Source organism: Rhodoferax sp. GW821-FHT07F03 (assembly GCF_059418745.1).
Genome location: NZ_JBWKQM010000002.1, coordinates 300901 through 325505, shown reverse-complemented (window position 1 = coordinate 325505; position 24605 = coordinate 300901). Strand labels below are relative to the sequence as shown.

The 24605-nt window shown below is 62.3% G+C and carries 20 protein-coding genes; all 20 read left to right on the top strand.

From position 1 onward, the window contains the following. The first annotated feature begins 11 nt into the window (after nucleotides 1-11). The 20 genes from glyA to AC07R0_RS04035 all read left to right on the top strand — a co-directional run bounded on the left by glyA (nucleotide 12) and on the right by AC07R0_RS04035 (nucleotide 24601). Nucleotides 12-1286: a serine hydroxymethyltransferase gene (gene glyA, locus AC07R0_RS04130; RefSeq protein WP_495103894.1), complete on the top strand. Its 1275-nt coding sequence runs from the start codon at nucleotides 12-14 to the stop codon at nucleotides 1284-1286. An 11-nt stretch (nucleotides 1287-1297) separates the two neighbouring features. Next, on the top strand, nucleotides 1298-2269 hold the full coding sequence (locus tag AC07R0_RS04125; protein ID WP_495103893.1) for a dipeptidase: 972 nt from the start codon (nucleotides 1298-1300) through the stop codon (nucleotides 2267-2269). Between the two features lie 63 nt (nucleotides 2270-2332). After that, complete coding sequence (locus AC07R0_RS04120; protein WP_495103892.1) at nucleotides 2333-3208, top strand: glycine betaine ABC transporter substrate-binding protein; 876 nt, start codon at nucleotides 2333-2335, stop codon at nucleotides 3206-3208. 45 nt (nucleotides 3209-3253) lie between these two features. After that, a complete protein-coding gene (locus tag AC07R0_RS04115) occupies nucleotides 3254-4324 on the top strand; it encodes an HAD family hydrolase (protein ID WP_495103891.1) in 1071 nt (356 codons plus the stop codon). A 43-nt stretch (nucleotides 4325-4367) separates the two neighbouring features. Further along, on the top strand, nucleotides 4368-4901 hold the full coding sequence (locus AC07R0_RS04110; RefSeq protein ID WP_495103890.1) for a DUF5943 domain-containing protein: 534 nt from the start codon (nucleotides 4368-4370) through the stop codon (nucleotides 4899-4901). A 21-nt stretch (nucleotides 4902-4922) separates the two neighbouring features. Then, nucleotides 4923-6983, top strand: a complete 2061-nt coding sequence (locus tag AC07R0_RS04105) for an oxidoreductase (RefSeq protein WP_495103889.1) — start codon at nucleotides 4923-4925, stop codon at nucleotides 6981-6983. Nucleotide 6984: 1 nt separating this feature from the next. Further along, nucleotides 6985-8877 carry a (Fe-S)-binding protein gene (locus AC07R0_RS04100; RefSeq protein WP_495103888.1) on the top strand — a complete coding sequence of 631 codons (1893 nt, stop codon included), beginning with the start codon at nucleotides 6985-6987 and terminating at the stop codon, nucleotides 8875-8877. Then, a complete protein-coding gene (locus AC07R0_RS04095) occupies nucleotides 8874-9983 on the top strand; it encodes an FAD-binding protein (protein ID WP_495103887.1) in 1110 nt (369 codons plus the stop codon). The genes AC07R0_RS04100 and AC07R0_RS04095 overlap by 4 nt, the downstream gene beginning before the upstream one ends. Further along, nucleotides 9980-10729, top strand: coding sequence for an adenine nucleotide alpha hydrolase family protein (locus AC07R0_RS04090; protein ID WP_495103886.1), 750 nt, complete (start codon nucleotides 9980-9982; stop codon nucleotides 10727-10729). The genes AC07R0_RS04095 and AC07R0_RS04090 overlap by 4 nt, the downstream gene beginning before the upstream one ends. Nucleotides 10730-10740: 11 nt before the next feature. Then, nucleotides 10741-11997, top strand: a complete 1257-nt coding sequence (locus AC07R0_RS04085) for an aromatic ring-hydroxylating oxygenase subunit alpha (protein WP_495073785.1) — start codon at nucleotides 10741-10743, stop codon at nucleotides 11995-11997. Nucleotides 11998-12029: 32 nt separating this feature from the next. After that, the gene (locus tag AC07R0_RS04080; RefSeq protein WP_495103885.1) at nucleotides 12030-13148 is read left to right on the top strand and encodes an FAD-binding oxidoreductase; all 1119 of its coding nucleotides are present in this window, start codon (nucleotides 12030-12032) and stop codon (nucleotides 13146-13148) included. A 219-nt stretch (nucleotides 13149-13367) separates the two neighbouring features. After that, the gene (locus AC07R0_RS04075) at nucleotides 13368-14405 is read left to right on the top strand and encodes a quaternary amine ABC transporter ATP-binding protein (RefSeq protein ID WP_495103884.1); all 1038 of its coding nucleotides are present in this window, start codon (nucleotides 13368-13370) and stop codon (nucleotides 14403-14405) included. Then, entirely contained in the window at nucleotides 14398-15270 is an 873-nt protein-coding gene (locus AC07R0_RS04070; protein ID WP_495073788.1) for an ABC transporter permease, read from the top strand. The genes AC07R0_RS04075 and AC07R0_RS04070 overlap by 8 nt, the downstream gene beginning before the upstream one ends. Nucleotides 15271-15298: 28 nt before the next feature. Beyond that, nucleotides 15299-16393: a GlxA family transcriptional regulator gene (locus tag AC07R0_RS04065; protein WP_495103883.1), complete on the top strand. Its 1095-nt coding sequence runs from the start codon at nucleotides 15299-15301 to the stop codon at nucleotides 16391-16393. Nucleotides 16394-16659: 266 nt separating this feature from the next. Continuing rightward, nucleotides 16660-17601: a choline ABC transporter substrate-binding protein gene (locus AC07R0_RS04060; RefSeq protein WP_495073790.1), complete on the top strand. Its 942-nt coding sequence runs from the start codon at nucleotides 16660-16662 to the stop codon at nucleotides 17599-17601. Nucleotides 17602-17673: 72 nt separating this feature from the next. Further along, nucleotides 17674-18534 carry a formyltetrahydrofolate deformylase gene (gene purU / locus AC07R0_RS04055; RefSeq protein WP_495103882.1) on the top strand — a complete coding sequence of 287 codons (861 nt, stop codon included), beginning with the start codon at nucleotides 17674-17676 and terminating at the stop codon, nucleotides 18532-18534. A gap of 25 nt (nucleotides 18535-18559) precedes the next feature. After that, complete coding sequence (gene betB / locus AC07R0_RS04050) at nucleotides 18560-20020, top strand: betaine-aldehyde dehydrogenase (RefSeq protein ID WP_495103881.1); 1461 nt, start codon at nucleotides 18560-18562, stop codon at nucleotides 20018-20020. Between the two features lie 3 nt (nucleotides 20021-20023). After that, the gene (gene betA, locus AC07R0_RS04045) at nucleotides 20024-21694 is read left to right on the top strand and encodes a choline dehydrogenase (RefSeq protein WP_495103880.1); all 1671 of its coding nucleotides are present in this window, start codon (nucleotides 20024-20026) and stop codon (nucleotides 21692-21694) included. 19 nt (nucleotides 21695-21713) lie between these two features. Further along, the gene (locus AC07R0_RS04040; RefSeq protein WP_495073794.1) at nucleotides 21714-23105 is read left to right on the top strand and encodes an L-serine ammonia-lyase; all 1392 of its coding nucleotides are present in this window, start codon (nucleotides 21714-21716) and stop codon (nucleotides 23103-23105) included. Next, nucleotides 23099-24601 (top strand): cryptochrome/photolyase family protein, encoded by a 1503-nt coding sequence (locus AC07R0_RS04035; protein WP_495103879.1) that lies wholly within the window; start codon nucleotides 23099-23101, stop codon nucleotides 24599-24601. Before AC07R0_RS04040 ends, AC07R0_RS04035 begins: the two co-directional genes overlap by 7 nt. The last annotated feature ends 4 nt before the right edge of the window (nucleotides 24602-24605 follow it).

The following is a 24605-nucleotide window of genomic DNA, read 5'->3' as shown; positions in this document are numbered from 1 at the left end:
AAGCTTTCACCATGACCACTGAAGCCTTCTTCTCCACCGGCGTAGCCCAGGCCGACCCTGCAGTCAGCGTCGCCATGGACCACGAACTGAAACGCCAGCGCGAACAGATCGAACTGATCGCCTCGGAAAACATCGTCTCCAAGGCCGTACTCGAAGCCCAAGGCTCCGTACTGACCAACAAGTACGCCGAAGGCTACCCCGGCAAGCGCTACTACGGTGGCTGCGAGCATGTGGACGTGGTCGAGGCCCTGGCGATTGAGCGCCTATGCAAACTGTTCGGCTGCGAGTTCGCCAATGTGCAGCCCCACTCCGGGGCCCAAGCCAACACCGCCGTGATGCTGGCCCTGGTGCAGCCTGGCGACACGGTGCTGGGCATGTCGCTGTCGGCCGGCGGCCACCTGACGCACGGCGCCAAGCCCGCGCTGTCGGGCAAGTGGTTCAAGGCTGTGCAGTACGGCGTGCGCCGCGCCGACTCGCTGATCGACTACGACGAAGTCGAAGCCTTGGCCGTCGAGCACAAGCCCAAACTCATCATTGCGGGCTTCTCGGCCTACCCCCGCACCATTGACTGGGCGCGCTTCCGCGCAATCGCCGACAAGGTGGGCGCGCTGCTGATGGTGGACATGGCCCACGTGGCCGGCCTGGTTGCCACCGGCGTCTACCCCAGCCCGGTGCCACATGCGCATGTGACCACCTCCACCACCCACAAAACCCTGCGTGGCCCGCGCGGCGGTGTGGTGCTGACCAATGACGCCGAGATCGCCAAGAAGATCAATTCCGCCGTGTTCCCCGGCTCGCAAGGCGGCCCGCTGATGCACGTCATCGCCGCCAAAGCTGTGGCCTTTGGCGAGGCACTGCAGCCCAGCTTCAAAGCCTATACCCAGCAGGTTGTGGCCAACGCCAAGGCCCTGGGCGCCGTACTAAAAGCCGGTGGCCTAGACCTGGTGACTGGCGGCACCGACAACCACCTGCTGCTGGTCGACCTGCGCCCGCTGGGCCTGAAGGGCAACACCACCGAAGTGGCGCTGGAGCGTGCCGGCATCACCTGCAACAAGAATGGCATTCCGTTCGACGACGAAAAACCGACCATCACCTCGGGCATCCGCGTCGGCACCGCTGCTGGCACCACGCGCGGCTTCGGCACGGCCGAATTTGAAGAAGTCGGCCGCCTGATGCTGGAAGTCTTCAACAGCCTGAAGACCAACCCCGCCGGCGACGCCGCGACCGAAGCTTCGGTCTACGCCCGCGTCAAAGCACTGACTGCCCGCTTTCCCCTCTACGCCTGAAGGAAATCACCATGAGCAATCTGCACCAGAATTCCATCGTCATCGACGGTCTCATCATTGCCAACCTGAACCGCAGCGTATTTGAAGACATGAAGAAAGGCGGCCTGGCCGCTGCCAACTGCACCGTCTCCGTGTGGGAGGACTTTCCAAAGACGGTGGACAACATTGCCCAGCTGAAACAGCTGATCCGCGACAACAGCGATCTCGTCACACTGGCCCGCAACACAGCGGACATCGTCAAGGCGAAAGCCGATGGCAAGACCGGCATCGTCCTGGGCTTCCAGAACGCCCATGCCTTTGAAGACAACCTCGGCTACATCGAAGCCTTCCACGACATGGGTGTGCGCGTGGTCCAGCTTTGCTACAACACGCAGAACCTCGTGGGCACCGGCTGCTATGAGCGCGATGGCGGGCTTTCCGGCTACGGCCGCGAGGTCATCGCCGAGATGAACCGCGTGGGCATCATGGTCGACCTGTCGCACGTGGGCAGCAAGACCTCGGAAGAAGCGATTCTGGCCTCCACCAAGCCCGTGGCTTACACCCACTGCCTGCCCCTGGGCCTGAAGGACCACCCGCGCAACAAGAGTGACGCAGAGCTGAAGTTCATCGCCGACCACGGCGGCTTCATCGGCGTGACCATGTTCTCGCCCTTCCTCAAGCGCGGCAATGAGTCGACCGTGCACGACTACGTCGAGGCCATCGACTACGTCATCAACATTGTTGGTGAAGACTGCGTGGGACTGGGCTCTGACTTTACCCAGGGCCACGGCCATGAGTTCTTCGACATGCTGACGCATGACAAAGGCCGCTGGCGCCGCCTGACCAACTTCGGCGAGGTGATCAATCCCGAAGGCATCCGGACCATCGGCGACTTCCCCAACCTGACGACTACGATGCAGCAATCCGGCTGGTCCGATACCCGGATCACCAAAGTACTGGGCGCCAACTGGATGAAATTCTTCGACCAGGTCTGGGGCACCTAAGACCCACCACCCACTGTTTCCCGCCCCTTCGCATTCCCTATCCACAACCAGGAGTTAGCTGCTATGACCGTTTCGTTCTCCCCTCGCAAACGTCGTGAATTCCTCACACAGACTTTGAGTCTGTCCGCATTAGCCATGTCCGGTGGCGCTACCTTTGCCCAGGCCAAACCCACCATCAAGATCGGTTTTGTCGATGGCTGGTCGGACAGCGTCGCCACCACCAATCTGGCGGCCGCCATCATCCGCAGTAAGCTGGGCATGAATGTGGAGCTGGTGCCCCTGGCTGCCGGCATCATGTGGCAGGGTGTGGCGCGCGGCGACATCGACACCACGTTGTCGGCCTGGCTGCCTGTGACGCACGAAGCCTATTTGGCCAACTTCAAGGACAAGGTACAGATCATCGGCACCAACTATCCAGGCGCCAAGATCGGCCTGATCGTGCCGGAATACGTCAAGGCCACCAGCCTGGCAGACCTGAATACCCACCGCGCCGACTTTGACAACCGCATCGTCGGCATCGATGCCGGCGCCGGCGTGATGAAGAAGACTGAAGAGGCCATCAAGGCTTATGGCCTGGAAATGCGCTTACAGCCCAGCTCAGGCCCGGCCATGGCTGCCGAACTGGACCGCGCCTACCGCGCCAATAAAGCGATTGCTGTGACCGGCTGGATTCCACACTGGATGTTTGCCAAGTACAAGCTGCGCTTCCTGGCCGATCCGAAGAACGTCTACGGCGCCGAAGAGCATGTGGACAGCGTGATCAACCCCGGCTTGAACACCAAGGCACCCACGGTTGTAGCCTTCCTGAAAAAGCTGTCCTGGAAGCCAGAAGAAATCGGCGCCGTGATGCTGGCCGTAGAAGGTGGAGCCAAGCCTGCCGACGCCGCCGAGAAATGGATGAATGACAACACTGCCCGTGTTGCTGGCTGGTTGGCCTAAGCATCCCGTTCGATCCATTTTTCAGATAGCAAAGGCTGTGTCGCAATGTTGAAGCAGACGATTTCTTTCAAACGCCTGGTGCCTTGGGTGCTGGGTTTGGGGTTGGCGTTTTCCGCCCAGGCCCAGACAGCGTTGAAACATTGGCCGCCCGAGGCTGCGACACAGCTGGAGAGCCTGATCCAGGCTAATGCCAACAAGGGGGCGTTTGCGGTGTTCGACGCCGACAACACCACCTACAACAATGATCTTGAAGAATCCCTGCTGCCGTTTCTGGAAATGAAAGGCATTCTGAGCCGCGACAAGCTGGACCCTGCACTCAAGCTGATTCCATTCAAAGACATAGCCGGCCACAAGGAAAGCCTCAACAGCTATTACTACCGCCTGTGCGAAATCGACGACCAGGTCTGTTACCCCTGGGTGGCCCAGGTGTTTTCGGGTTACACCCTGCGCGAACTCAAGGGCTGGATTGACGAGATGCTGGCCTCCGGCCAGCCAATCCCCGCGACCTACTACGAAGGCACGACGGTCAAGACCATTGCCGTTAAACCGCCCAAGTTCTATCCCGGTATGCAAGAGCTTTACAACAAGCTGATGGAAAACGGCATTGAGGTCTACGTCGTAAGTGCCGCCAGCGAGGATCTGATACGCATGGTCTTGGCAGACCCTCAGTACGGCTACAACGTCAAGCCACAAAACGTCATCGGTGTCGGCCTGCAGCTGAAAGACCGAAAAACTGGCGAAATCACCAATACGCGCAAACTGATTGCGGCCAAGAAATACGACCCCGCAGCCTTACTTGACCATGAACTGACCCCGGCGCTGTGGGCACCGATGACCTGGTTTGAAGGTAAGCAAGCGGCCATCTATACCTATATCGACGAATGGAAGAAGCCCATTCTGGTCGCGGGCGATACCCCGGTCAGTGACGGCCCCATGCTGTTTCGCGGTACTGACGTAGAGCGCGGTGGCCTGCGCGTCTGGGTGAACCGCAAAGACAAATACCTGGTGCAGATCCAAGCCATGCAAAAGAAGAATGCCGAAGCCCAGAAGGCCCAAGGCCTGCCCGTGACAGCCGACCGCAACTGGGTGGTGGTCAAGTCGGATCAGATCCAGTAAGCCCACGGCTGCGCATTTCCCTTTCCCTACAAAGAGATCCCCCATGAATCCCCAACTCCCCATTGAAGTCAACGCCGATACCGGCATCTGGACCACCGACGGCTTGCCGATGATTTACGTGCCTCGGCACTTCTTCGTCAACAACCATGTCGAAACCGAGGCCGTAGTGGGGCGCGAGGTGTATGCACCGGCGCTGTACAAGGCCGGCTACCGCTCGGCCTACTTCTGGTGCCAGCAGGAAGCTGCCACCCATGGCCTCTCCGGCATGGCTGTGTACGAGCACTACCTCAAACGCCTGTCGCAACGCGGCTGGGGCCTGTTCTCCTTCATCGAGGCCGATGCCGCCACCGGCCACGCCCAGGTCAAGCTGGAGCATTCGGTGTTCGTGCTGGCACAAGGCATTGCCGGCGTGCCAGTGAACCACAGCAAGGTCTGCTATCTGTTCGCCGGCTGGTTCTCCGGCGCCATGGACTGGGTACTGGAGACCAGCGGCTCAGCGGTGCGCACCACCAGCGCTGAAACCCAATGCGCGGCAGAAGGCCACAGCCACTGCATCTTCACCGTCAGCCCCCTTTAATTATTTCCAGCAGAGCCCGCCATGCGCTACCCGCATTTGTTTGAACCGATCCGCCTGAACCAGGTGCTGTTGCGCAACCGCATCGTCAGCACGGCGCATGCCGAGGTGTATGCCGAAGGTGGCGTTCCTACCGAACGCTACATCCGCTACTACGAAGAGAAAGCCAAGGGCGGCGTGGGCCTGGCGATTTGTGGCGGCTCCAGCCCGGTATCGCGTGACAGCCCCTGGTCGTGGTGGAGCTCGATCAACCTGGCCAAGGGCTCAGTGATCGAACCCTTGAGCAAGCTAGCAGAAACCATGCACAAGCATGGCGCCAAGATCATGATCCAGGCCACCCATATGGGGCGGCGCAACGCCTGGCACGGTTTTGACTGGCCACATCTGGTCAGCCCCTCCGGCATCCGCGAGCCGGTGCACCGCGGCAACGCCAAGACCATCGAAATCGAAGAAATCCGCCGCATCGTGGCCGACTACGGCCGCGCTGCCAAGCGCGTAAAAGACGCCGGCCTGGACGGCATCGAAATTTCCGCTGCGCACCAACAGCTGATCGACCAGTTCTGGAGCCCCCGCGTGAACCACCGCACCGACGAATACGGTGGCAGCCTGGAAAACCGCTTGCGCTTCGGCATGGAAGTGCTGGAAGCCGTGCGCGAGCAGGTCGGCAGCGACTTCTGCGTCGGCATGCGCATGTGCGGCGATGAATTCCATGAGGACGGCATCAGCCACGAAATGGCCAAGGAGATTGCCCAGGCCATGAGCGAGAGCGGCCTGATCGACTTCCTCAGCGTGGTCGGCTCCGGTGCCGATACGCACAACACCTTGGTCAACTGCATGCCGCCAATGGCGTTGCCGCCCGAGCCCTTTGTGCACCTGGCCGCCGGTATCAAGTCGGTGTCCAAAGTGCCGGTGATGCACGCCCAAAGCATCCGCGATGCATCGCAGGCCGAACGCATCCTGGCCACCGGCATGGTCGACATGGTCGGCATGACCCGTGCCCAGATCGCCGACCCGCACATGGTCATCAAGATCCGCGACGGACGCGAAGACCAGATCAAGCAATGCGTGGGTGCCAATTACTGCATCGACCGCCAATACAACGGCCTGGACGTGCTGTGCATCCAGAACGCGGCCACCAGCCGCGAAGAAACCATGCCGCACGTGATCGAGAAGACCACCGGCAAACGCCGCAAAGTGGTCGTCGTAGGCGCCGGCCCGGCCGGGCTGGAGGCTGCCCGCGTGGCCCGCGAACGCGGCCATGACGTGGTGCTGTTTGAAAAGAACGCGTTGGTCGGCGGCCAGGTGAACCTGGCTTCCAAGCCGCCGAAGCGCGAGCAGATGGCCGGCATCATCCGCTGGTTCGACATGGAAACCGTGCGCCTGGGTGTGGACCGCCGTCTGGGCGTAGCCGCGACGCAGGAGATGATCCTGGCAGAGCAACCCGACATCGTGGTGCTGGCCACCGGCGGCGTGCCGCACACCGGCCAGACCCCGGCCTGGGGCGCTTCTGAGGGCCTGTGCGTCAGCGGCTGGGACATCCTGTCCGGCGCCGTCGCACCCGGTGAAAACGTGCTGGTCTACGACAGCATCAGCACCCATGCGGGCACTGGCGTGGCCGACTTCATCGCCGCGCGCGGCAAGCTGGTGGAGATCGTCACCCCCGACGTGAAAGTGGCCGACGACGTAGGCGGCACCACCTTCCCGATCTTCTACCGCCAGTTGTATGCCAATGCCGTGATCCAGACGCCGAACTTCTGGCTGGAAAAGGTTTACCGTGAAGGCGACAAACTGATCGCCGTGCTGAAGAACGAATACACCGAGGCGCTGGAAGAGCGCGCCGTGGACCAGGTGGTGGTCGAAAACGGCATCCTGCCGAACGACGGCCTGTACTGGCAGCTCAAGCCGCTGTCGCTGAACAAGGGCCAGACCGACATCGAAGCCTTGTACGACGCACAACCACAGCCCGGCCTTGCTCATCCCACCGGCAATGGCAACTTCCTGCTTTACCGCGTGGGCGACTGTGTCTCCATGCACAACATCCACGCTGCGATCTACGACTCGCTGCGCCTGTGCAAGGACTTTTAAGATGCTGCAGCACCTGGTGAGCACGCTGTTCTGGTTGGCAGTCCTGGGCTTGACCTGGGGTATGGCCCGCCGAGCGCTTATATGGAAAACAGGCCGTTCACGCAGTGTGGATCTGCGCGGGCTGCTACAAATACCGAAGCGTTACTTTGTGGACCTGCATGACGTGGTGGCGCGCGAGCCGTTTGTCGCACGCGCCCACGTGGGTGTGGCCGGCGGCGCCATTCTGGCGCTGGCCCTGGTGGCTGTGAACTACGGCCTGGGCCTGTACTGGCGCAGCCTGGACGCTGTACTGCTGCTGGCCGGCCTGATGATGCTGGTTGGCGCCATCGCCATGGCCTCGCGGCGCCGCAATGCACCGACACGCTTGTCCAAGGGTCCATGGAGCCGCCTGCCCTACTCGCTGATGCTATTCGCCATCGCCGTCGCTTTGGTCGGAACTGTGGCACTCACTGGAACGGCGCTGGCGCCGTGGCTGGCGGGTTTGATCAGCCTGGCTTTCGCCGCCGGCGCTGCGGAGCTGGCGCTGGGCATCGGCCTGAGCGGACCGATGAAGCATGCGGTCGCCGGCCTGCTGCACCTAGGCCTGCATCCCCGTCCCGAGCGTTTTGGCACGGCCAGCGAAAAACGCTTCGCTACCGCCCTGCAGCCTTTGAAGCTGACCGCCGACGACATGGGCGTAGGCAAACCCGCAAATTTTGCCTGGAACAAGCTGCTGTCCTTCGACGCCTGCGTACAGTGCGGCAAGTGCGAAGCCGCCTGCCCAGCCTTTGCCGCCGGCCAGCCGTTGAACCCGAAGAAGCTGATCCAGGACCTGGTGGTCGGTATGAGCGCCAAATCTGACGCCAACTATGCCGGCAGCCCCTACCCCGGCCAGAAGGTCGGCGAGCACGCGGGCGCACCCCACCTGCCCATCGTCAATGGCCTGATCAACAGCGACACTCTCTGGTCCTGCACCACCTGCCGCGCTTGCGTGCAGGAATGCCCGATGCTGATCGAGCATGTGGACGCCATCGTCGACATGCGCCGCCACATCACCCTGGTCGGTGGCGTGGTGCCCAACAAGGGCGGCGAAGCCCTGGAGCAGCTGCGCGACACCGATACCGTGGGCGGCTTCCCGCTGACAGCCCGCCACCACTGGGCGGCCGACCTGAACGTGCCGGTACTCGATGTCGGCGGCCAGACCGACTGGCTGGTGCTAGTGGGCGAAGGTGGTTTCGACATGCGCTACCAGCGCACGCTGCGGGCCTTCATCAAGACGCTGCAAAAGGCCGGTTTGAAGATCGCCATGCTGGGTGCGGCCGAAACCGATTGCGGCGACCTGGCCCGCCGCCTGGGTGACGAAGCGGGTTTCCAACGCCTGTCCAAGCAGCTGATTGCCACGCTGAAAACGCGCCGGTTCCAGCACATCGTGACGCCCGACCCGCACATCTTCCATTCGCTGAAGAACGAGTTTCCAGCCATGGGCGGCGACTTCGATGTATGGCACCACACCCAGCTGATGGCTGAGCTGTTGGCCAAAGGCCAGCTCAAACCCACCCGCAGCGGCAGCCTGGAGACCGTGACCTACCACGATCCCTGCTACCTGGGCCGCTATGGCCGCGAGGTGGATGCACCGCGCTCCGTGCTCAAGGGTATCGGCATCAAGGTGGTGGAGATGGAACGCAACCGTGAACGCGGCCGCTGCTGCGGCGGCGGTGGCGGTGCACCCTTCACTGACATCCCTGGCAGCACCCGCATACCGGACATCCGTATGCTGGATGCCAAAACCACTGGCGCGGGCATCGTCGCCGTGGCCTGCCCAAACTGCACCGCCATGCTGGAAGGTGTGGTCGGCCCACGCCCTGAAGTGCGGGACATTGCCGAGCTGGTGGCCCACGCCCTGGAGGTTGCATGAACGCCCCTATGCATTCCGCCGTGCCGCGCATCGACCCGCGCCGCCCGGCCATCATCACGCCCGCCGGCCTGCGTCGCATCGTGCTGGGCAGCAGCGAGGGCGAGCGCCTGGCCAACGGCCGCTCGGCCCACCACGCTGCGGCCAAGCCGGTGCGCAGCGCCGGCCCGTTCAACCAGACCACCGTGGTGGTCACCCATGCCGAGCGCGGCGCATTGACCGATGGTGCACGCCAGGCGGTTGCGGCTGCAGCCATATTGGCCTCGGCCCAGGTCGAAGTGGTAGTGGCCGTGCTCGGCGCCTGCCATGACGATGTCGCAGCGCTGGGCGCAGACCGCATGCTGGTCCTGGAAGACCTGGACTCCGGCCGCTACCAACCTGGCGCCTGTGTGGCTTGGCTGCAAAAGCTGCAAGCACTGCTGCAACCCGCGCAATGGCTGTTTGCCGATGCCGGCGCCGATGGGCAGCTGGGCCGACGCTTCGCCGTCAACGCCGGACTGGACCTGGTCTGCGGCGTGGCCGAGCTGGCTGCCGACAAGCTGCGTGTATCTGCCAATAGCCACCAAGACTGGCTGCGCCCACATGCCCCGGTCATGCTGCTGGCCAAGAACGTTGCCAGCACCAAGCTGCCGTTTGTGGGCCTGGGTAACCAGGAATCAGCGCCACCGCTGCCGGCCGTGGTGGAGCTGGGCATCGAAGACATGGGCGTACAAGCCGGCGACCCACAAACCCTGGCGCTGGAAGAAGCCGATTTCATCCTGGCTGCCGGCAATGGCGTAATCGATGTGCCGCTGTTCCACACCCTGGCACGCGAAGTGGGTGCCGCCGTGGGCGCATCGCGCGTGGCGGTGGACGACGGCCGGTTCACCCGCGCGCAGCAGGTGGGTGCCACCGGCAAAACCGTGTCGGCCTCGGGCTATCTGGCGCTGGGCATCTCGGGCGCGGTACAGCATTTGCAAGGCATCAAGGATTGCCGCCACGTAATCGCGGTCAACCTGGACGCATCCGCCCCCATTTCCCGCCGTGCGGACCTGACGGTGGTGGAAGACAGTGCCGCCCTGATGCAGGCCCTGCTGGAACTGGTTCGCCAACAGAAGGAGGGGGTATGAGCGATATCACCGTACTGGTCGCTGCCCGCACCCACGCGGTCAGTGGCAAATCCACCCGCAGCCGTGCCGATGCAACGGCCGCCGCCCTGGCCTTGGGCTTGCCCGGCACCGTGCGCTTACTCACCGCAGGTAGCATGCCGGATGCTGTGGCCCGCGACTATCTGGCGCTGGGCGCCACCCAGCTGGAAATTCTGGAATCGGATGCCGATACCTGCGATGTGTTGTTGCCTGCCTTGCACAACATACCCTGGGTCCTGGCGGGCACACGCCCGGAGTCCGAACAAGGCACAGGCGTTTTGCCTTTTGCGCTGGCTACCGCGCTGGGCCGCCCGGTGATCACCGATGTGCTGGCGGTGCAAGTCGACGGCAAGGCCTGGATAATCACCCAGGCACTGCCCAAAGGCGCACGCCGCCGCTTGCGTGTCACCCCACCTGCCGTGCTGGTCATCAGCGCCGCAGCACCTGTCACGCTGCGCCACTCGTTGGCGGATGCGATGGCCGGCACAGTGGTACGCACATCCGTATCAAACGCCGCCGCCGGCCGTGCACCGCAAGGCCAGTTGGTGCCCCGCACGCTGCGGCGCAAATTACTCGAAGCCCGCACCGTGCAAAGCGGCCACGCCCGTATGCTCGGCGCGATTGAGTCGCCCTCTACCGGCGGCACCGTGCTGCAAACCGGTACCCCCCATACGAAGGCGCAGGCAGTTCTGGACTACCTGCGCACCCACTCTCTTGTGCATTTTTAGGAGACGCCCACATGACCACGACCATTTCAGCGCAGTCTCTACTCACTCGTGAGTTGCTAGCGCGCCGCCGCCCCGGTTACAGCCTGGAGGCACCGTTTTACCTGAGCGAGACCGTTCTGCAGGCCGACTTGGAGCACATCTTCGGCAAGCACTGGATCTTCGTCGCGGTAGAGCCGCAAATTCCCGAAGCGGGCGACTACATCACGGTGGATTTCGGCAAAAACTCCATCCTGATCGTGCGCGACGACGACAACCAGGTGCAGGCCTTCCACAACGTCTGCCGCCACCGCGGCTCGCGCCTATGCGCCAGCCAGCAAGGCGTAGTGGGCAACATCGTCTGCCCCTACCACCAGTGGACCTATGACCTGACCGGCAAGCTGATCCACGCCAAGCACATGGGCGAAGACTTCGATCCCAGCCATCTGAGCCTGAAAAAGGTGAATGTGCGCAGCCTGGCCGGCCTGATCTTCATCTGCCTGGCCGAAAATCCACCCGAAGACTTTGAGCAGATGGCGGCCGAGATGACGCCCTATATCGCGCCGCACCGGCTGCAGGACTGCAAAGTGGCGGCCCAGGTCGACATCATCGAGGACTGCAACTGGAAGCTCACCATGGAGAACAACCGTGAGTGCTACCACTGCGTGAGCAACCACCCCGAGCTGACCATCTCGCTGTACGAATACGGCTTTGGCTACCAACCCGACGAACACAACAAGGCCGATCTGCAGCGCTTCCAGGACATCCTGGCCGCCAACCACGAGCGCTGGGAAGGCATGGGCCTGCCCTCTGCCGAGATCGACACGCTGGACGACCGCGTCACCGGCTTTCGCACCCAGCGCCTGCCGATCGACCGCTCGGGCCAGTCGCAGACCATGAATGCCGAGGTCGCCTCCAAGAAATTGCTAGCAGACTTCGTAGATCCGGCGCTCGGTGGCCTGTCTTTCTGGACCCAACCGAACTCCTGGCACCATTTCATGAGCGACCATATCGTCAGTTTCACCGTGCTGCCGATCTCAGCCACCAAGACCCTGGTGCGCACCACCTGGTGCGTGCACAAGGATGCGGTCGAAGGTGTGGACTACACCAAGGAAAACCTGACCGCCGTGTGGAACGCCACCAACGACCAGGACCGCCGCCTGGTGGAAGAGTCACAGATCGGCATCGCCACCGGCGCCTATGAACCTGGCCCTTACTCCCCCTTCACTGAAGGTCTGGTAGAGAAGTTCTGCAACTGGTACGTGAACCGCCTGAGCGCTCTGACGAAGTAAACCACCGCCACCCTTGCGCTGTAAGCACCGCCATGTCCATCCCCTCTTTTGCCCCCGATTTCGCCGGCCCGGCGTCCCAGCCCTGGTCTTCCGACCGGGATGAAACCCTGCGCTGCGTGCACATCCGCCAGGAAACGCACGACGTGAAAACCTTTGTACTGGCCGCCGACGGTCCGCGCAACTTTCGCTATCTGCCCGGCCAATTCATCACGCTGGAGCTGGACATTGCCGGCAGCAAGATCAACCGCTGCTACACCCTATCCAGCACGCCCACCCGGCCCGACCTGGTCAGCATCACCGTCAAGCGGGTGCCTGGCGGCGTGGTGTCCAACTGGCTGCATGACAATCTGCGCGTGGGCATGGCGCTGGGGGCCATGGGGCCGTCGGGCGAGTTCAGCTGCTTCAAGGCGCCGGCGAAAAGCTATCTGTTCCTGTCCGGCGGCAGCGGCGTGACACCACTGATGTCCATGACGCGCGCCCTGCACGACCTGGGCAGCGACGCCAACATCGTGTTTGTGCACTGCGCGCGCACGCCCGCCGATGTGCTGTTTCCCGAAGAACTCACCATGATGGCGCGCAATATGCCCCATTTGCGACTGGCCATGGTGTGCGAACAGCACACACCGGGTAGCGCTTACGCGGGCTACCTCGGTCGGCTGGACGCGGCACGGCTGGCGCATATTGCGCCCGACTTTATGCAGCGCGACGTCTACACCTGCGGCCCGGCTCCGTTCATGGGCGCGGTGCGCGGCCTGCTGGCGGGGGCAGGTTTCGAAATGCAGCGCTACCGCGAAGAAAGTTTCTCTTTCGAATCCCTGCCTACCGAAGAATTATCAGAGGCGCAATTCAAACCAGGCGTCGACGAGATAATAAAAATTGATAGCACGCCCACATTTAAAATCCAACTCGAGAAAATGGGCAAGATATTCGACTGCCCATCAGACCAAACCATTTTAAAAGCTGCCGCCGCAGCCGGTTTGCGCCTACCCTCTTCTTGCAGCAGCGGTGCCTGCGGCACCTGCAAAACCAAGAAAATATCGGGTCAGGTAGAAATGAAACATGCTGGCGGCATACGCCAGCGCGAGATTGACCAAGGCTGGATTCTGCCCTGCTGCAGCAAGCCTACGAGTGACATTTCACTCGAAAGATGAACACTAATGTGTGCATGCACTTCGCAAAAAACCAGCCATGCACCATGCCCGACATCCGTCACCTCACCAAAATTCTACTTTGGTGCAAACCATTAAAACAATATTCATATTTACCCAAAAATTAACCAAACATAATAAAGTCAACCCATTTATGGGTGGCACATCATTTGCTTATAAGAATAGACCAACGCATTGATCCAAAGTTCCTGGAGACCCACGATGTCAAACCCAAAAATTAGCGTCAAAAATCTGTACAAGATATTCGGCAGCAATATCTCAGAAGCCGTCAAGTTACTCAATGAAGGTCGTAGCAAGGACGAGGTTTTCGCCAAAACCGGGCATGTCGTGGGCGTCAATAAGGTCAGCTTTGACGTTACGCCAGGCGAGATTTATGTGCTCATGGGCCTGTCCGGCTCGGGCAAGTCCACCCTCATCCGGTTGATCAACCGCCTGGTGGAACCCTCCTCCGGCTCCATCAACATCGACGGTGAAGACATCGCCAAGCTGCCCCATGACGCGCTGGTGCGCTGGCGGCGCAAGCGGGTGGCCATGGTGTTCCAGTCCTTCGCCCTCATGCCACACCGCAATGTGCTGGACAACGCCGCCTTCGGCCTGGAAATGGCCGGCACACCGCGCAAGGAACGGGAAACCCGCGCCATGGAAGTGCTGGCCCAGGTAGGCCTGCAAACCTACGCAGCCAAATACCCATCTCAGCTGTCCGGCGGCATGCAGCAGCGCGTGGGCTTAGCACGCGCGCTGGCGGTAGACCCCGATATTCTGCTGATGGACGAAGCCTTCTCGGCGCTCGATCCGCTCAAGCGCGTGGAAATGCAGGGCCTGATGCTGGAGTTGCAGCGCGAACAGCAACGCACCGTTTTGTTCGTCTCGCACGACCTGGAAGAAGCTCTGCGCATCGGCACCCGCATCGCCATCATGGAAGGCGGCAACCTGGTGCAAGAGGGTACGGCGCACCAGATCATCACCCAGCCGGCCAACGCCTATGTGCGCAAGTTCTTCGAGGGTGTGGACACCTCGCGCTACCTCACCGCCGCCGACCTGCTGGACCCGGGCCTCAACGGCCACTCGTACAACGGCGGCCCGCGCCTGCCCTGGTCCACCACCCTGCCCGAGGCCATGAAGATCGTGCTGGGCATGGACCAGCCGGTCGGCGTGTTCGATGCCGCCAACCAGTTGCTGGGCTGCATCTCTGCCCGCAGTCTGCTCGTCAAGATGTCCCAGGAAGCCCGCCATGTCTGATCTGCTCACCCAAGTCACCGACGCCACCCACAACATGCTGCCCCTGGGCAAGTGGGTCAACGCAGGCGTCAAAACCCTGCTGGATAACGGCGCCACCGTGTTCGACTCCATCGGCGTAGTGGTCGAGGGCTTTGCCCAATCCATCGAGCAGGGCATGCTGGCGATTCCCTTCTGGCTAGTGATTGCAGTCGCCACCGTTGTCGGCATTCGTCGGCTCAGTTGGGGCTTTGGCCTGTTTGTTGCTTTGGCGTTGATGCTGATCGTGGTGACTGGCTTCTGGCCGCAAACCATGGTGACGCTGGCGCTGACGCTGTCGGCCACCCTGATCAGCCTGTTTTTTGGTATTCCCCTGGGCATCTGGTGTGCCCGCAACAACCACATCAACGCCAGCGTGCGACCCGTACTCGATTTCATGCAGACCATGCCCGCTTTTGTGTACCTGATACCTGCAGCCATGCTGTTTGGCCTGGGCCGCGTGCCCGGCACGATTGCAACCGTGATCTTCGCCATGCCGCCGGTGGTGCGCTTGACCAGCCTGGGCATACGCCAGGTCAGCTCCGAGCAGGTGGAGGCCGGCAACGCTTTTGGCTGCACCTCGACCCAGTTGCTGTTCAAGGTGCAGCTGCCGATCGCCATGCCGACCATCATGGCCGGCGTGAACCAGACCATCATGATGGCGCTGTCCATGGTCATCATCGCCTCCATGGTGGGCGCTGGCGGCCTGGGCAACGACGTGCTGGCCAGCATCCAGCGACTGGACATCGGCCTAGGGTTTGAGAGTGGTCTGGCCGTCGTCTTGCTGGCTATCATTCTTGACCGCCTGACTGAAAGCTTTGGCGTGGCCCGCAAAGGCCGCGACAGCTGACCCCACGCAGAAACTGAGGAGCGCCCCTTTGCCACGCAGTCCCCTTGCCCCAACCCAGGCCTCACCGGCTGCGGCATTCGGAGCCAACGACGCTTCCGTTTCAACAGATACCACGCGCATCGGCTTCATTCTGATGCCCGATTACTCGATGATCGCCTTTGCCAACGCGGTGGAAACACTGCGCATGGCCAACTACATCAGCCGCCGCCCGCTGTACAGCTGGACAGTGGTGAGTACCGAACAAAGTGGCGCCCAGGCCAGTAATGGCCTGACCATGGGCTCCACCGGCGACCTGGCCAGCCTGTCGGAATGCGATACGGTGTTTGTCTGTGGCGGCGTCAACATCCGCCGCAACACCGACGACACGGTCCGCCACATGCTGCGCCAGCTGGCCACCCACGGGGTGACCATGGGCGCGTTATGCACCGGCTCTTTCGCCCTGGCCAGCGCCGGCCTGCTCGACGGCTACCGTTGCGCCATCCATTGGGAAAACCTGGCCGCCATTGGCGAAGAATTCCCCAAGGTGCAGTTCGCCACCGAGGTCTTCATCCTGGACCGCGACCGCATCACTTGCTCAGGTGGTACGGCGCCGCTGCACCTGATGCTGCACCTGATCCGTGCCAGCCACGGCGCCAAACTGGTGATGGACATTTCTGAGCAGTTCATCGTGGAGCGCCTGCGCGCCAGCAACGACCGCCAGCGCATACCCCAGCCCGAATGCATAGGCCCGGGCTACCAGCATTTGACCGAGGCCGCCGAAATCATGGCCGCCAACATCGAAGATCCCTTGCCGCTGGCCGAGCTGGCCAACGCCATTGCACTGTCGCTGCGCCAGCTGGAGCGGCTGTTCCACCGCTACTTCAGCATGAACCCGGCGCAGTACTACATGAACCTGCGGCTGCGCCGCGCGCAGGAGCTGCTGACGCACAGCAGCATGCCCATCATGCAGGTCACGGTGGCCTGCGGCTTCCAGTCGTCCTCGCATTTCTGCAAGGCCTACCGCAGCCTGTTCGGCCACTCGCCCAGCGAGGAACGCCGCCGCCATGCCGGCACCACGCCTGCACGTGCACCGGCCTGGCCCAAGCAGGCCTCGGCAACGGTATCCGCCATTCGCGTAGCCTGAAGCCGGCTTCATCGGCTGTTTTTTTTGGCCCCAACGGCGCCTAAGCGTTGGCGCCACCTATTGCTACATAATTTATAGCCGCCTGCGCATATAAAACCTGCGCAGGCAGGCTTTTTTATGCCTAATATTCTGACAAGTCTCTGACACTTGCCGTACCCGGACAACTCCGCGTCGTTCTCAGCAAAGTTTCCAGCCGCCAACCTGTGAAAGTGCATGGTGTCGTCACTTGGTACAACACCTGCCCCTCCACCCACTAGGAATCGGTCATGAAATTGAAACTCGCTCTTCTCGGTCTCGCCTCCTCCGCCTTCTCGCTGTGCGCACCGCTTGCGCATGCAGAAGAAGCCAGCTGCAAAACCGTGCGTTTTGCCGACGTGGGCTGGAGTGATATTGCCGCCACCACCGGCCTGGCTTCCGTGGTGCTCGAAGGCCTGGGTTACAAGCCCACGGTGACCATCGCCTCGGTACCGATCACCTTCGCAGGCATCAAGTCCAAACAGATTGACGCCTTCCTGGGGTACTGGAACCCCAGCATGACGCCCATCATCGAGCCCTTCGTCAAGGCCGGCCAGATCAAGGTGCTGGAGCAACCCAACCTGGTCGGTGCCAAATACACCCTGGCCGTACCCGCCTACCTGTACGACAAGGGCCTGAAGACCTTCAATGACATCGCCAAGTTCCAGAAAGATCTGGACGGCAAGATCTACGGCATTGAACCTGGCAACGACGGCAATGCGCTGATCCAGGGCATGATCGACAAGAACCAGTTCGGCCTCAAGGGCTTCAAGATGGTCGAGTCATCCGAGGCCGGCATGCTGGCCGAAGTGCAGCGCGCCAGCCGCAGCAACAAGGGCATCGTGTTCCTGGGCTGGGAACCCCACCCCATGAACGTGCAGATGAAGATGAAGTACCTGGAAGGCGGCGATGATGTGTTCGGCCCCAATCTGGGTGAAGCCAAGGTCTTCACCGCCGTGCCCCCCAGCTACGAAGCCCGCTGCCCGAACGTTGCCACGCTGCTGAAGAACCTGCAGTTCACCACCACGATTGAAAACAACGTGATGATCGGCATCCTGGACAAGGCCAAGCCCGAGGCCGCAGCCAAGGCCTACCTGAAGAAGAACCCTGGCGTGCTGGAAGGCTGGCTCAAGGGTGTGAAGACCTTCTCGGGTCAGGATGGCCTGCCTGCGGTTACCGCGTCGCTGAAGTAAGTTCTCCCCACCTGCAGTGCTGCCGTATCAACCCGGCAGCACTACCTTTACCCATTTTTGGCGCGCTCTGCTATGACCTCGGCTTCTTCCACCCATTTCTGCCTGAACCTGGCCTGCGGCAGTGCCCAGGGACAGGTCGCCGCCGTGTCCGAACTGCTGAACCAGCACGGCGCCTACATCGAACAGTTTTCGGTGTTTGACGACCATACGACCGAGCGCTTTTTCGTACGCAGCGTGTTCAGCCTCAGCAGCTCGGTGGATGTGCTGCGAAGCGCCTTCGCCGACCTGGCCAAAAGCTTTCCAGCAGCCCAATGGACGGTGCACGACCTGGCCCAGCCCACCCGCGTGCTGATCATGGTGTCCAAGTTCGACCACTGCCTGCGCGAGCTGATCGCGCAGTGGCGCCGTGGCGAGCTGAAGATGGACATCGTCGCCGTGGTGTCCAACCACCCCGACCTGGCACCGCTGGCCGAAGCCGAAGGCCTGCCCTTTCACCACATCCCCATCAGCGCCGACACCAAGCCAGCCCAAGAAGCCAAGCTGGAGCAGCTGATTGCCGACACCGGTGCCGAATTCGTGGTGCTGGCGCGCTATATGCAAGTTTTGTCCGAATCGCTGTGCGAGCGCCTGCACGGCCGGGTCATCAACATCCACCATTCCTTCCTGCCCGGCTTCAAGGGCGGAAAACCCTACCAGCAGGCTTTTGACCGCGGCGTGAAGCTGATCGGCGCCACCGCCCACTTTGCCACCACCGACCTGGACGAAGGCCCGATCATCGAGCAGTCGGTCGAGCGGGTAGACCATGCGGATACACCACAACACCTTTCGCAAGCCGGTCGTCTGGTGGAGAGCCTGGTGCTGTCCCGCGCCATGCGCTTTGTCCTGGACCGCAGGGTGTTCATCAACGGCATGAAGACCGTAGTGCTACGCTGAGTCATTGCCTCCATAAGAGAAAACCATGACCGAATCCCTGATCTCCAGCTTTATCGACGGTGTAGCCATACAAGGCAGCGGTGACCACTTCACCACGATCAACCCCGCAACCGGCGCCGTCATTGCGGGCGTACACGACTGCAGCGAGGCTGACGTCAACGCCGCAGTTGAAGCCGCCCAACGCGGCTTCGCCATCTGGTCTGCCATGACCGGCACTGAGCGCGGCCGCATCCTGCACCGCGCGGCCCAGTTGCTGCGCGAACGCAATGACGAACTGGCCGCGCTGGAGGTACAAGACACCGGCAAGCCCTGGCAGGAAGCCTGCGTGGTCGATGTGGCCAGCGGTGCTGACTGCATCGAATACTTTGCCGGCGCCGCCGCCACCCTGGCCGGCGCGCAATATCCGCTGAAAAACGCCTTCGCCTACACCCGCCGCGAACCGCTGGGCGTATGCGTGGGCATAGGCGCCTGGAACTACCCGATTCAGATAGCCTGCTGGAAGTCTGCGCCCGCCCTGGCTGCGGGGAACGCCATGATTTTTAAACCGTCCGAGCTCACGCCCATGACGGCCGTGAAGCTGGCCGAAATCTATCTGGAGGCCGGCGTGCCCCCCGGCGTGTTCAATGTGCTGCAAGGCCGCGGTGCCACCGGCGCACTGCTGGCGGCCCACCCAGACGTGGCCAAGGTCTCCGTGACCGGCTCGGTTCCCACCGGCAAGCGTGTCATGGCCAGCGCCGCCGGCACGCTCAAGCGCGTCACCATGGAGCTGGGCGGCAAGTCGCCGTTGATTGTGTTTGACGACGCCGACTTTGAACAGGCCGTGACCGCCGCCATGATGGCCAACTTCTACACTCAGGGCGAGATCTGCACCAACGGCACCCGCGTCTTCGTACAGCGCGGCATCCAAGACAAGTTCCTGACCCGGCTGAAGGAACGCACGCTGCTGCTGCGCGTGGGCAACCCCACCGACCCCGATACCGAGGTCGGCGCACTGATCTCCGCCGCCCACCGTGACAAGGTGCTGGGCTACATCGCCCAGGGTGTGGCCGGTGGCGCCACCCTAGTCTGCGGCGGTACAGCGGCGGCAGTGCCTGGCTGCGAGCAGGGCAATTTCGTGGCCCCCACCATCTTTGCAGACTGCACAGACAGCATGGCCATCGTGCAGGAAGAAATCTTTGGCCCGGTGATGTCCGTGCTGGTGTTTGACGACGAGGCCGAGGTGGTACGCCGCGCCAACGCCACCCGCTTCGGCCTGGCTGCCGGCGTGTTCACCCGCGACGGCGCACGCGGCCACCGCGTGGCGGCCAGCCTCAAAGCCGGCATCTGCTGGATCAACAACTACAACATCACGCCCATCGAGATCCCCTTTGGCGGCGCGGGCGAATCCGGCATAGGCCATGAAAACAGCATGGTCGCGCTGGAGCACTACACCCAGCTGAAAACCGTGTACGTAGAACTGGGCCAAGTCGCCTGCGGATACCGTTGAACCATGCGCACGGAAAACTTTGACTACATCATCGTGGGTGCCGGCTCGGCCGGCTGCGTGCTGGCCAACCGCCTGACCGAAGATCCTGACGTGTCTGTGCTGCTGCTGGAAGCCGGCCCGGGCGACCGCAGCATCTTCATCCACATGCCCTCGGCCTTTGCCTACCCGCTGGCCAACGACAAGTACAACTGGTACTACCACTCCGAACCCGACCCCTACATGAACAACCGGGCCATGTACTGCCCGCGTGGCCGGGTACTGGGCGGCTCGTCCAGCATCAACGGCATGGTCTACATCCGCGGCCACGCGCTGGACTACGACGGCTGGGCCAGCTACCCTGGCCTGGAAAACTGGTCCTACGCCGACTGCCTGCCCTACTTCCGCAAAGCCGAAACCCGTGCCAAGGGCGGCGACGCCTACCGCGGCGACAGCGGCCCGCTGCACGTCTCCACCGGCGCCTGCGTGAACCCGCTGTACAACGCCTTCATCGAAGCCGGGCAGCAAGCCGGCTACACCCGCACCGAGGACATGAACGGTTACCGCCAGGAAGGCCTGGGGCCGATGGACATGACGGTACACAAGGGCCGGCGCTGGAGTACCGCCATGGCCTATCTGCGCCCAGCGCTGAAGCGGCCGAATTTGCAGGTGCGCACCCGCGCCCTGGTGGCCCGCGTGGCCTTCGAGCCCGAGAGCAGCCCACCGCGCGCCATTGGCGTGGAGGTTGTCAACGGCCACAAGACCGACTTGCTGCGCGCCCAGCGCGAGGTGATTTTGTGCGGCGGTGCCATCAACTCACCGCAGCTGCTACAGCTTTCCGGCGTGGGCAACCCCGACGCACTACGCAAGCTGGGCATTCCGGTGATTGCCGCGCTGCGTGGTGTGGGCGAGAACCTGCAGGACCATTTGGAAACCTATGTGCAATACGCCTGCAAGGAACCCATCACCCTGTACAACGCCATGAACCCGGTGGCCAAGGCCAAGATCGGCGCCGAATGGATGCTGTTGGGCACCGGCCTGGGGGCGACCAACCATTTCGAATCCGGCGGCTTCATCCGCAGCGAAGCGGGCGTGAAACACCCAGATCTGCAGTACCACTTTCTGCCCATGGCGATCAGCTACGACGGCAGCGCACCGGCCAGCTTCCACGGCTTCCAAGCACATGTAGGCCCGATGCGGCCCACCAGCCGCGGTTCGGTCACGCTGAAAAGTGCCAACCCCAAGGAAGCGCCGCGCATCCTGTTCAACTACATGTCCACCGAGCAGGACCGCAAGGAAATGCGCGCCGGTATCCGCCTTACGCGCGAGATCTTTGAGCAGAAGGCGTTCGACCGTTTCCGTGGCGAAGCCATCTCGCCCACCAACGCGGTGCAGACCGATGCCGAGATCGACGCACACATCCGCGAACACGCGGAAAGCGCGCTCCACCCATCCTGCACTTGCCGCATGGGCACAGACGACATGGCAGTCACCGACGGCAGCGGCCGGGTGCATGGCGTGAGTAGTTTGCGGGTGGTCGACGCATCCATCATGCCGGACGTAATCAGCGGCAACCTGAACGCGCCCACCATCATGCTGGCCGAAAAAATGGCCGATACAATCCGCGGCAAAACCGCCCTGCCACGCTCGGATGCACCGTTCTTTGTGCATCCCCAATACCAAAGCGCGCAGCGCTAAAACAAGAGACAACTCCACCATGGCAGTCAGCGTTTTCGATATCTTCAAAATTGGCATCGGCCCTAGCAGTTCGCATACCGTAGGGCCCATGCGAGCTGCCCGCCTGTTCACCGAGCGGCTGGTACACCAGGATCTGCTGGCCCGTTGCACGCGGGTCGAAGTCAAACTCTATGGCTCCCTGGGTGCCACCGGCAAGGGTCACGGCACCGACAAAGCCGTGCTGCTGGGCCTGGAGGGCCATGACCCCGAGACCGTAGACGTAGAGGCTATTCCCGCCATGCTGGACGCAATCCGCAATAGCGGCCAACTGCGCCTGGGCGGGCGGCACCTGATAGCGTTCAAAGAAAAAGAGCATCTGGCCATGTACCGGCGCGAAACCCTGCCATTCCACTCCAACGGCATGCGCTGCATTGCATTTGATGCAGATGGCGTCGAGCTGCAAAACCGCTGCTACTACTCGGTGGGTGGTGGCTTTATCGTCAGTGACGAGGTAGCGGCAGACGGCCAGAAGCAAAAGGTGCTGGCACCCGACACCACGGTGCTGCCCTACCCCTTCCACAGCGGCGATGAACTACTGCAGCAATGCAAAAGCGCTGGCCTATCCATCGCTGCACTAATGCGCCGCAATGAGCAGCACTGGCGCAGCGATGCCGAAATCGACGCCGGGCTGCACAAAATCTGGAACGTGATGCAGGCCTGTGTGGAACGTGGCTGCCGCACCCAGGGCGTGCTGCCCGGCGGCTTCAAGGTCAAGCGCCGCGCGGCCGAACTGTCCGCCAAGCTGCGCTCCAATCCCGAAGCATCCTTGCGTGACCCGCTGCAGGTGCTGGACTGGGTAAACCTGTATGCGCTGGCAGTGAATGAAGAAAACGCCGCCGGTGGCCGGGTCGTCACTGCGCCCACCAACGGCGCGGCCGGCATCGTGCCCGCAGTGCTGCACTACTACGTGCGCTTCGTGGCCACTGCCACGCCCAGCGGCGTTATCGATTTTCTGCTGACCGCCGCCGCCATCGGCATGCTCTACAAGGAAAACGCCTCCATCTCGGGCGCCGAAGTCGGCTGCCAGGGCGAGGTGGGCGTGGCCTGTTCCATGGCCGCCGCCGCGCTCTGTGCGGTGATGGGCGGCACACCCGAGCAGGTGGAAAACGCCGCCGAGATCGGCATGGAACACCACCTGGGCCTGACTTGCGACCCGGTGGGCGGCCTGGTGCAAATCCCCTGTATAGAGCGCAACGCGATCGCGTCGGTGAAGGCCATCAACGCCGCCCGCATGGCGCTGCACGGCGACGGCAGCCACTTCGTGAGCCTGGACAAGGTCATCAAAACCATGCGCGAAACCGGCGCCGACATGATGACCAAGTACAAGGAAACCTCGCGCGGCGGCTTGGCCGTTAACATCGTGGAATGCTAAAACGCGGGCCTGCACAAACAGCTTACAAAGAGTTCGCTACTGGCATCGTCTGGTTCCGCCGGGATTTGCGCAGCTTTGACCACGCTGCGCTCTACCACGCGCTGAAACACTGCCAGCGGGTGCACTGCGTTTTCATCTTCGATACCGAGATACTCGACAGCCTGCCGCGTGCCGACCGCCGGGTGGAATTCATCCAGGCCAGCGTAGTCGAACTGGATGCCGCTCTGCGCGCGCTGCAACCTCAGGCCGGCCTGATCGTGCGCCATGCGGCAGCACGAGACGCCATTCCAACGTTGGCCCAATCCCTGCAGGCCCAGGCGGTGTTTGCCAACCACGACGACGAACCCCAGGCCCTGGCGCGCGACGCCGCCGTACTAGGCGCTTTGGCACATAGGGGTGTGGCACTGCGCACCTACAAAGACCATGTGATCTTCGAGCGCAAAGAGGTGCTCACCCAGCAGGGCCGGCCCTATGGCGTGTTTACGCCGTACAAGAATGCCTGGCTCAAGAAGCTGAACGACTTCTACCTCAAGCCCTACCCGGTAGAAAAATACGCCGCCAGCCTGGCTGCCCGCCCCGCAGACTGCGCGCAGCCGGTGCCTGACCTGGCGGCCTTGGGTTTTGAACGTACCAACCTGGGGCAACTGAAACTGCCTGCCGGCGCCAGCGGCGGCCAGCATCTGTTCGAGGAGTTCCTGGATCGCATAGAACACTATGGCAACACCCGCGACTTTCCCAGCGTCAAAGGCCCCAGCTACCTGGGCGTGCACCTGCGCTTTGGCACGGTATCGATACGCCAGCTGGCCAGGGTAGCCCACGCCTTGTCAGTCCAGGGGCTGAATGGCGCCAGCGTGTGGCTCAGCGAGCTGGTCTGGCGCGACTTCTATGTGCAGATACTCAGCAACTTCCCGCATGTAGCGCAAGGTGCGTTCAAACCCGAATACGACAACATCGGCTGGGAGCACGGCAAGGCGGCCAAAGCCTTGTTCGAAGCCTGGTGCCAGGGACGCACCGGCTACCCGCTGGTCGACGCGGCCATGGCCCAGATCAACCAGACCGGCTATATGCACAACCGCCTGCGCATGGTAGTGGCCAGCTTCCTAGTGAAAGACCTGGGGCTGGACTGGCGCTGGGGCGAACGCTACTTTGCAGAGCATCTGAACGATTTCGACCTGACCAGCAACAACGGTGGCTGGCAGTGGGCCAGCTCCAGCGGCTGCGATGCCCAGCCCTATTTCCGCATCTTCAACCCGACCAGCCAGAGCGAAAAGTTCGACCCCGAGGGCAAATTCATCCGCCGCTATCTGCCGCAACTGGCCAAACTACCGAACACCGCCATCCACGCACCGTGGACGGCGAAACCCATGGAATTGCAAGCGGCGGATGTGGTGCTGGGCCAGAACTACCCCCAGCCCATCGTGGCGCATGACGCGGCGCGGACGCGCACATTGCTGCGCTACGCGGTGGTCAAGAAACCGAATGCCTTGCCAGGGTGATGCT

What these genes read in the sequence shown, in the direction of transcription:
- glyA (WP_495103894.1), top strand. Translation starts at nt 12, where the DNA reads ATGACCACTGAAGCCTTCTTCTCCACCGGCGTAGCCCAGGCCGACCCT.
- AC07R0_RS04125 (WP_495103893.1), top strand. Translation starts at nt 1,298, where the DNA reads ATGAGCAATCTGCACCAGAATTCCATCGTCATCGACGGTCTCATCATT.
- AC07R0_RS04120 (WP_495103892.1), top strand. Translation starts at nt 2,333, where the DNA reads ATGACCGTTTCGTTCTCCCCTCGCAAACGTCGTGAATTCCTCACACAG.
- AC07R0_RS04115 (WP_495103891.1), top strand. Translation starts at nt 3,254, where the DNA reads ATGTTGAAGCAGACGATTTCTTTCAAACGCCTGGTGCCTTGGGTGCTG.
- AC07R0_RS04110 (WP_495103890.1), top strand. Translation starts at nt 4,368, where the DNA reads ATGAATCCCCAACTCCCCATTGAAGTCAACGCCGATACCGGCATCTGG.
- AC07R0_RS04105 (WP_495103889.1), top strand. Translation starts at nt 4,923, where the DNA reads ATGCGCTACCCGCATTTGTTTGAACCGATCCGCCTGAACCAGGTGCTG.
- AC07R0_RS04100 (WP_495103888.1), top strand. Translation starts at nt 6,985, where the DNA reads ATGCTGCAGCACCTGGTGAGCACGCTGTTCTGGTTGGCAGTCCTGGGC.
- AC07R0_RS04095 (WP_495103887.1), top strand. Translation starts at nt 8,874, where the DNA reads ATGAACGCCCCTATGCATTCCGCCGTGCCGCGCATCGACCCGCGCCGC.
- AC07R0_RS04090 (WP_495103886.1), top strand. Translation starts at nt 9,980, where the DNA reads ATGAGCGATATCACCGTACTGGTCGCTGCCCGCACCCACGCGGTCAGT.
- AC07R0_RS04085 (WP_495073785.1), top strand. Translation starts at nt 10,741, where the DNA reads ATGACCACGACCATTTCAGCGCAGTCTCTACTCACTCGTGAGTTGCTA.
- AC07R0_RS04080 (WP_495103885.1), top strand. Translation starts at nt 12,030, where the DNA reads ATGTCCATCCCCTCTTTTGCCCCCGATTTCGCCGGCCCGGCGTCCCAG.
- AC07R0_RS04075 (WP_495103884.1), top strand. Translation starts at nt 13,368, where the DNA reads ATGTCAAACCCAAAAATTAGCGTCAAAAATCTGTACAAGATATTCGGC.
- AC07R0_RS04070 (WP_495073788.1), top strand. Translation starts at nt 14,398, where the DNA reads ATGTCTGATCTGCTCACCCAAGTCACCGACGCCACCCACAACATGCTG.
- AC07R0_RS04060 (WP_495073790.1), top strand. Translation starts at nt 16,660, where the DNA reads ATGAAATTGAAACTCGCTCTTCTCGGTCTCGCCTCCTCCGCCTTCTCG.
- purU (WP_495103882.1), top strand. Translation starts at nt 17,674, where the DNA reads ATGACCTCGGCTTCTTCCACCCATTTCTGCCTGAACCTGGCCTGCGGC.
- betB (WP_495103881.1), top strand. Translation starts at nt 18,560, where the DNA reads ATGACCGAATCCCTGATCTCCAGCTTTATCGACGGTGTAGCCATACAA.
- betA (WP_495103880.1), top strand. Translation starts at nt 20,024, where the DNA reads ATGCGCACGGAAAACTTTGACTACATCATCGTGGGTGCCGGCTCGGCC.
- AC07R0_RS04040 (WP_495073794.1), top strand. Translation starts at nt 21,714, where the DNA reads ATGGCAGTCAGCGTTTTCGATATCTTCAAAATTGGCATCGGCCCTAGC.
- AC07R0_RS04035 (WP_495103879.1), top strand. Translation starts at nt 23,099, where the DNA reads ATGCTAAAACGCGGGCCTGCACAAACAGCTTACAAAGAGTTCGCTACT.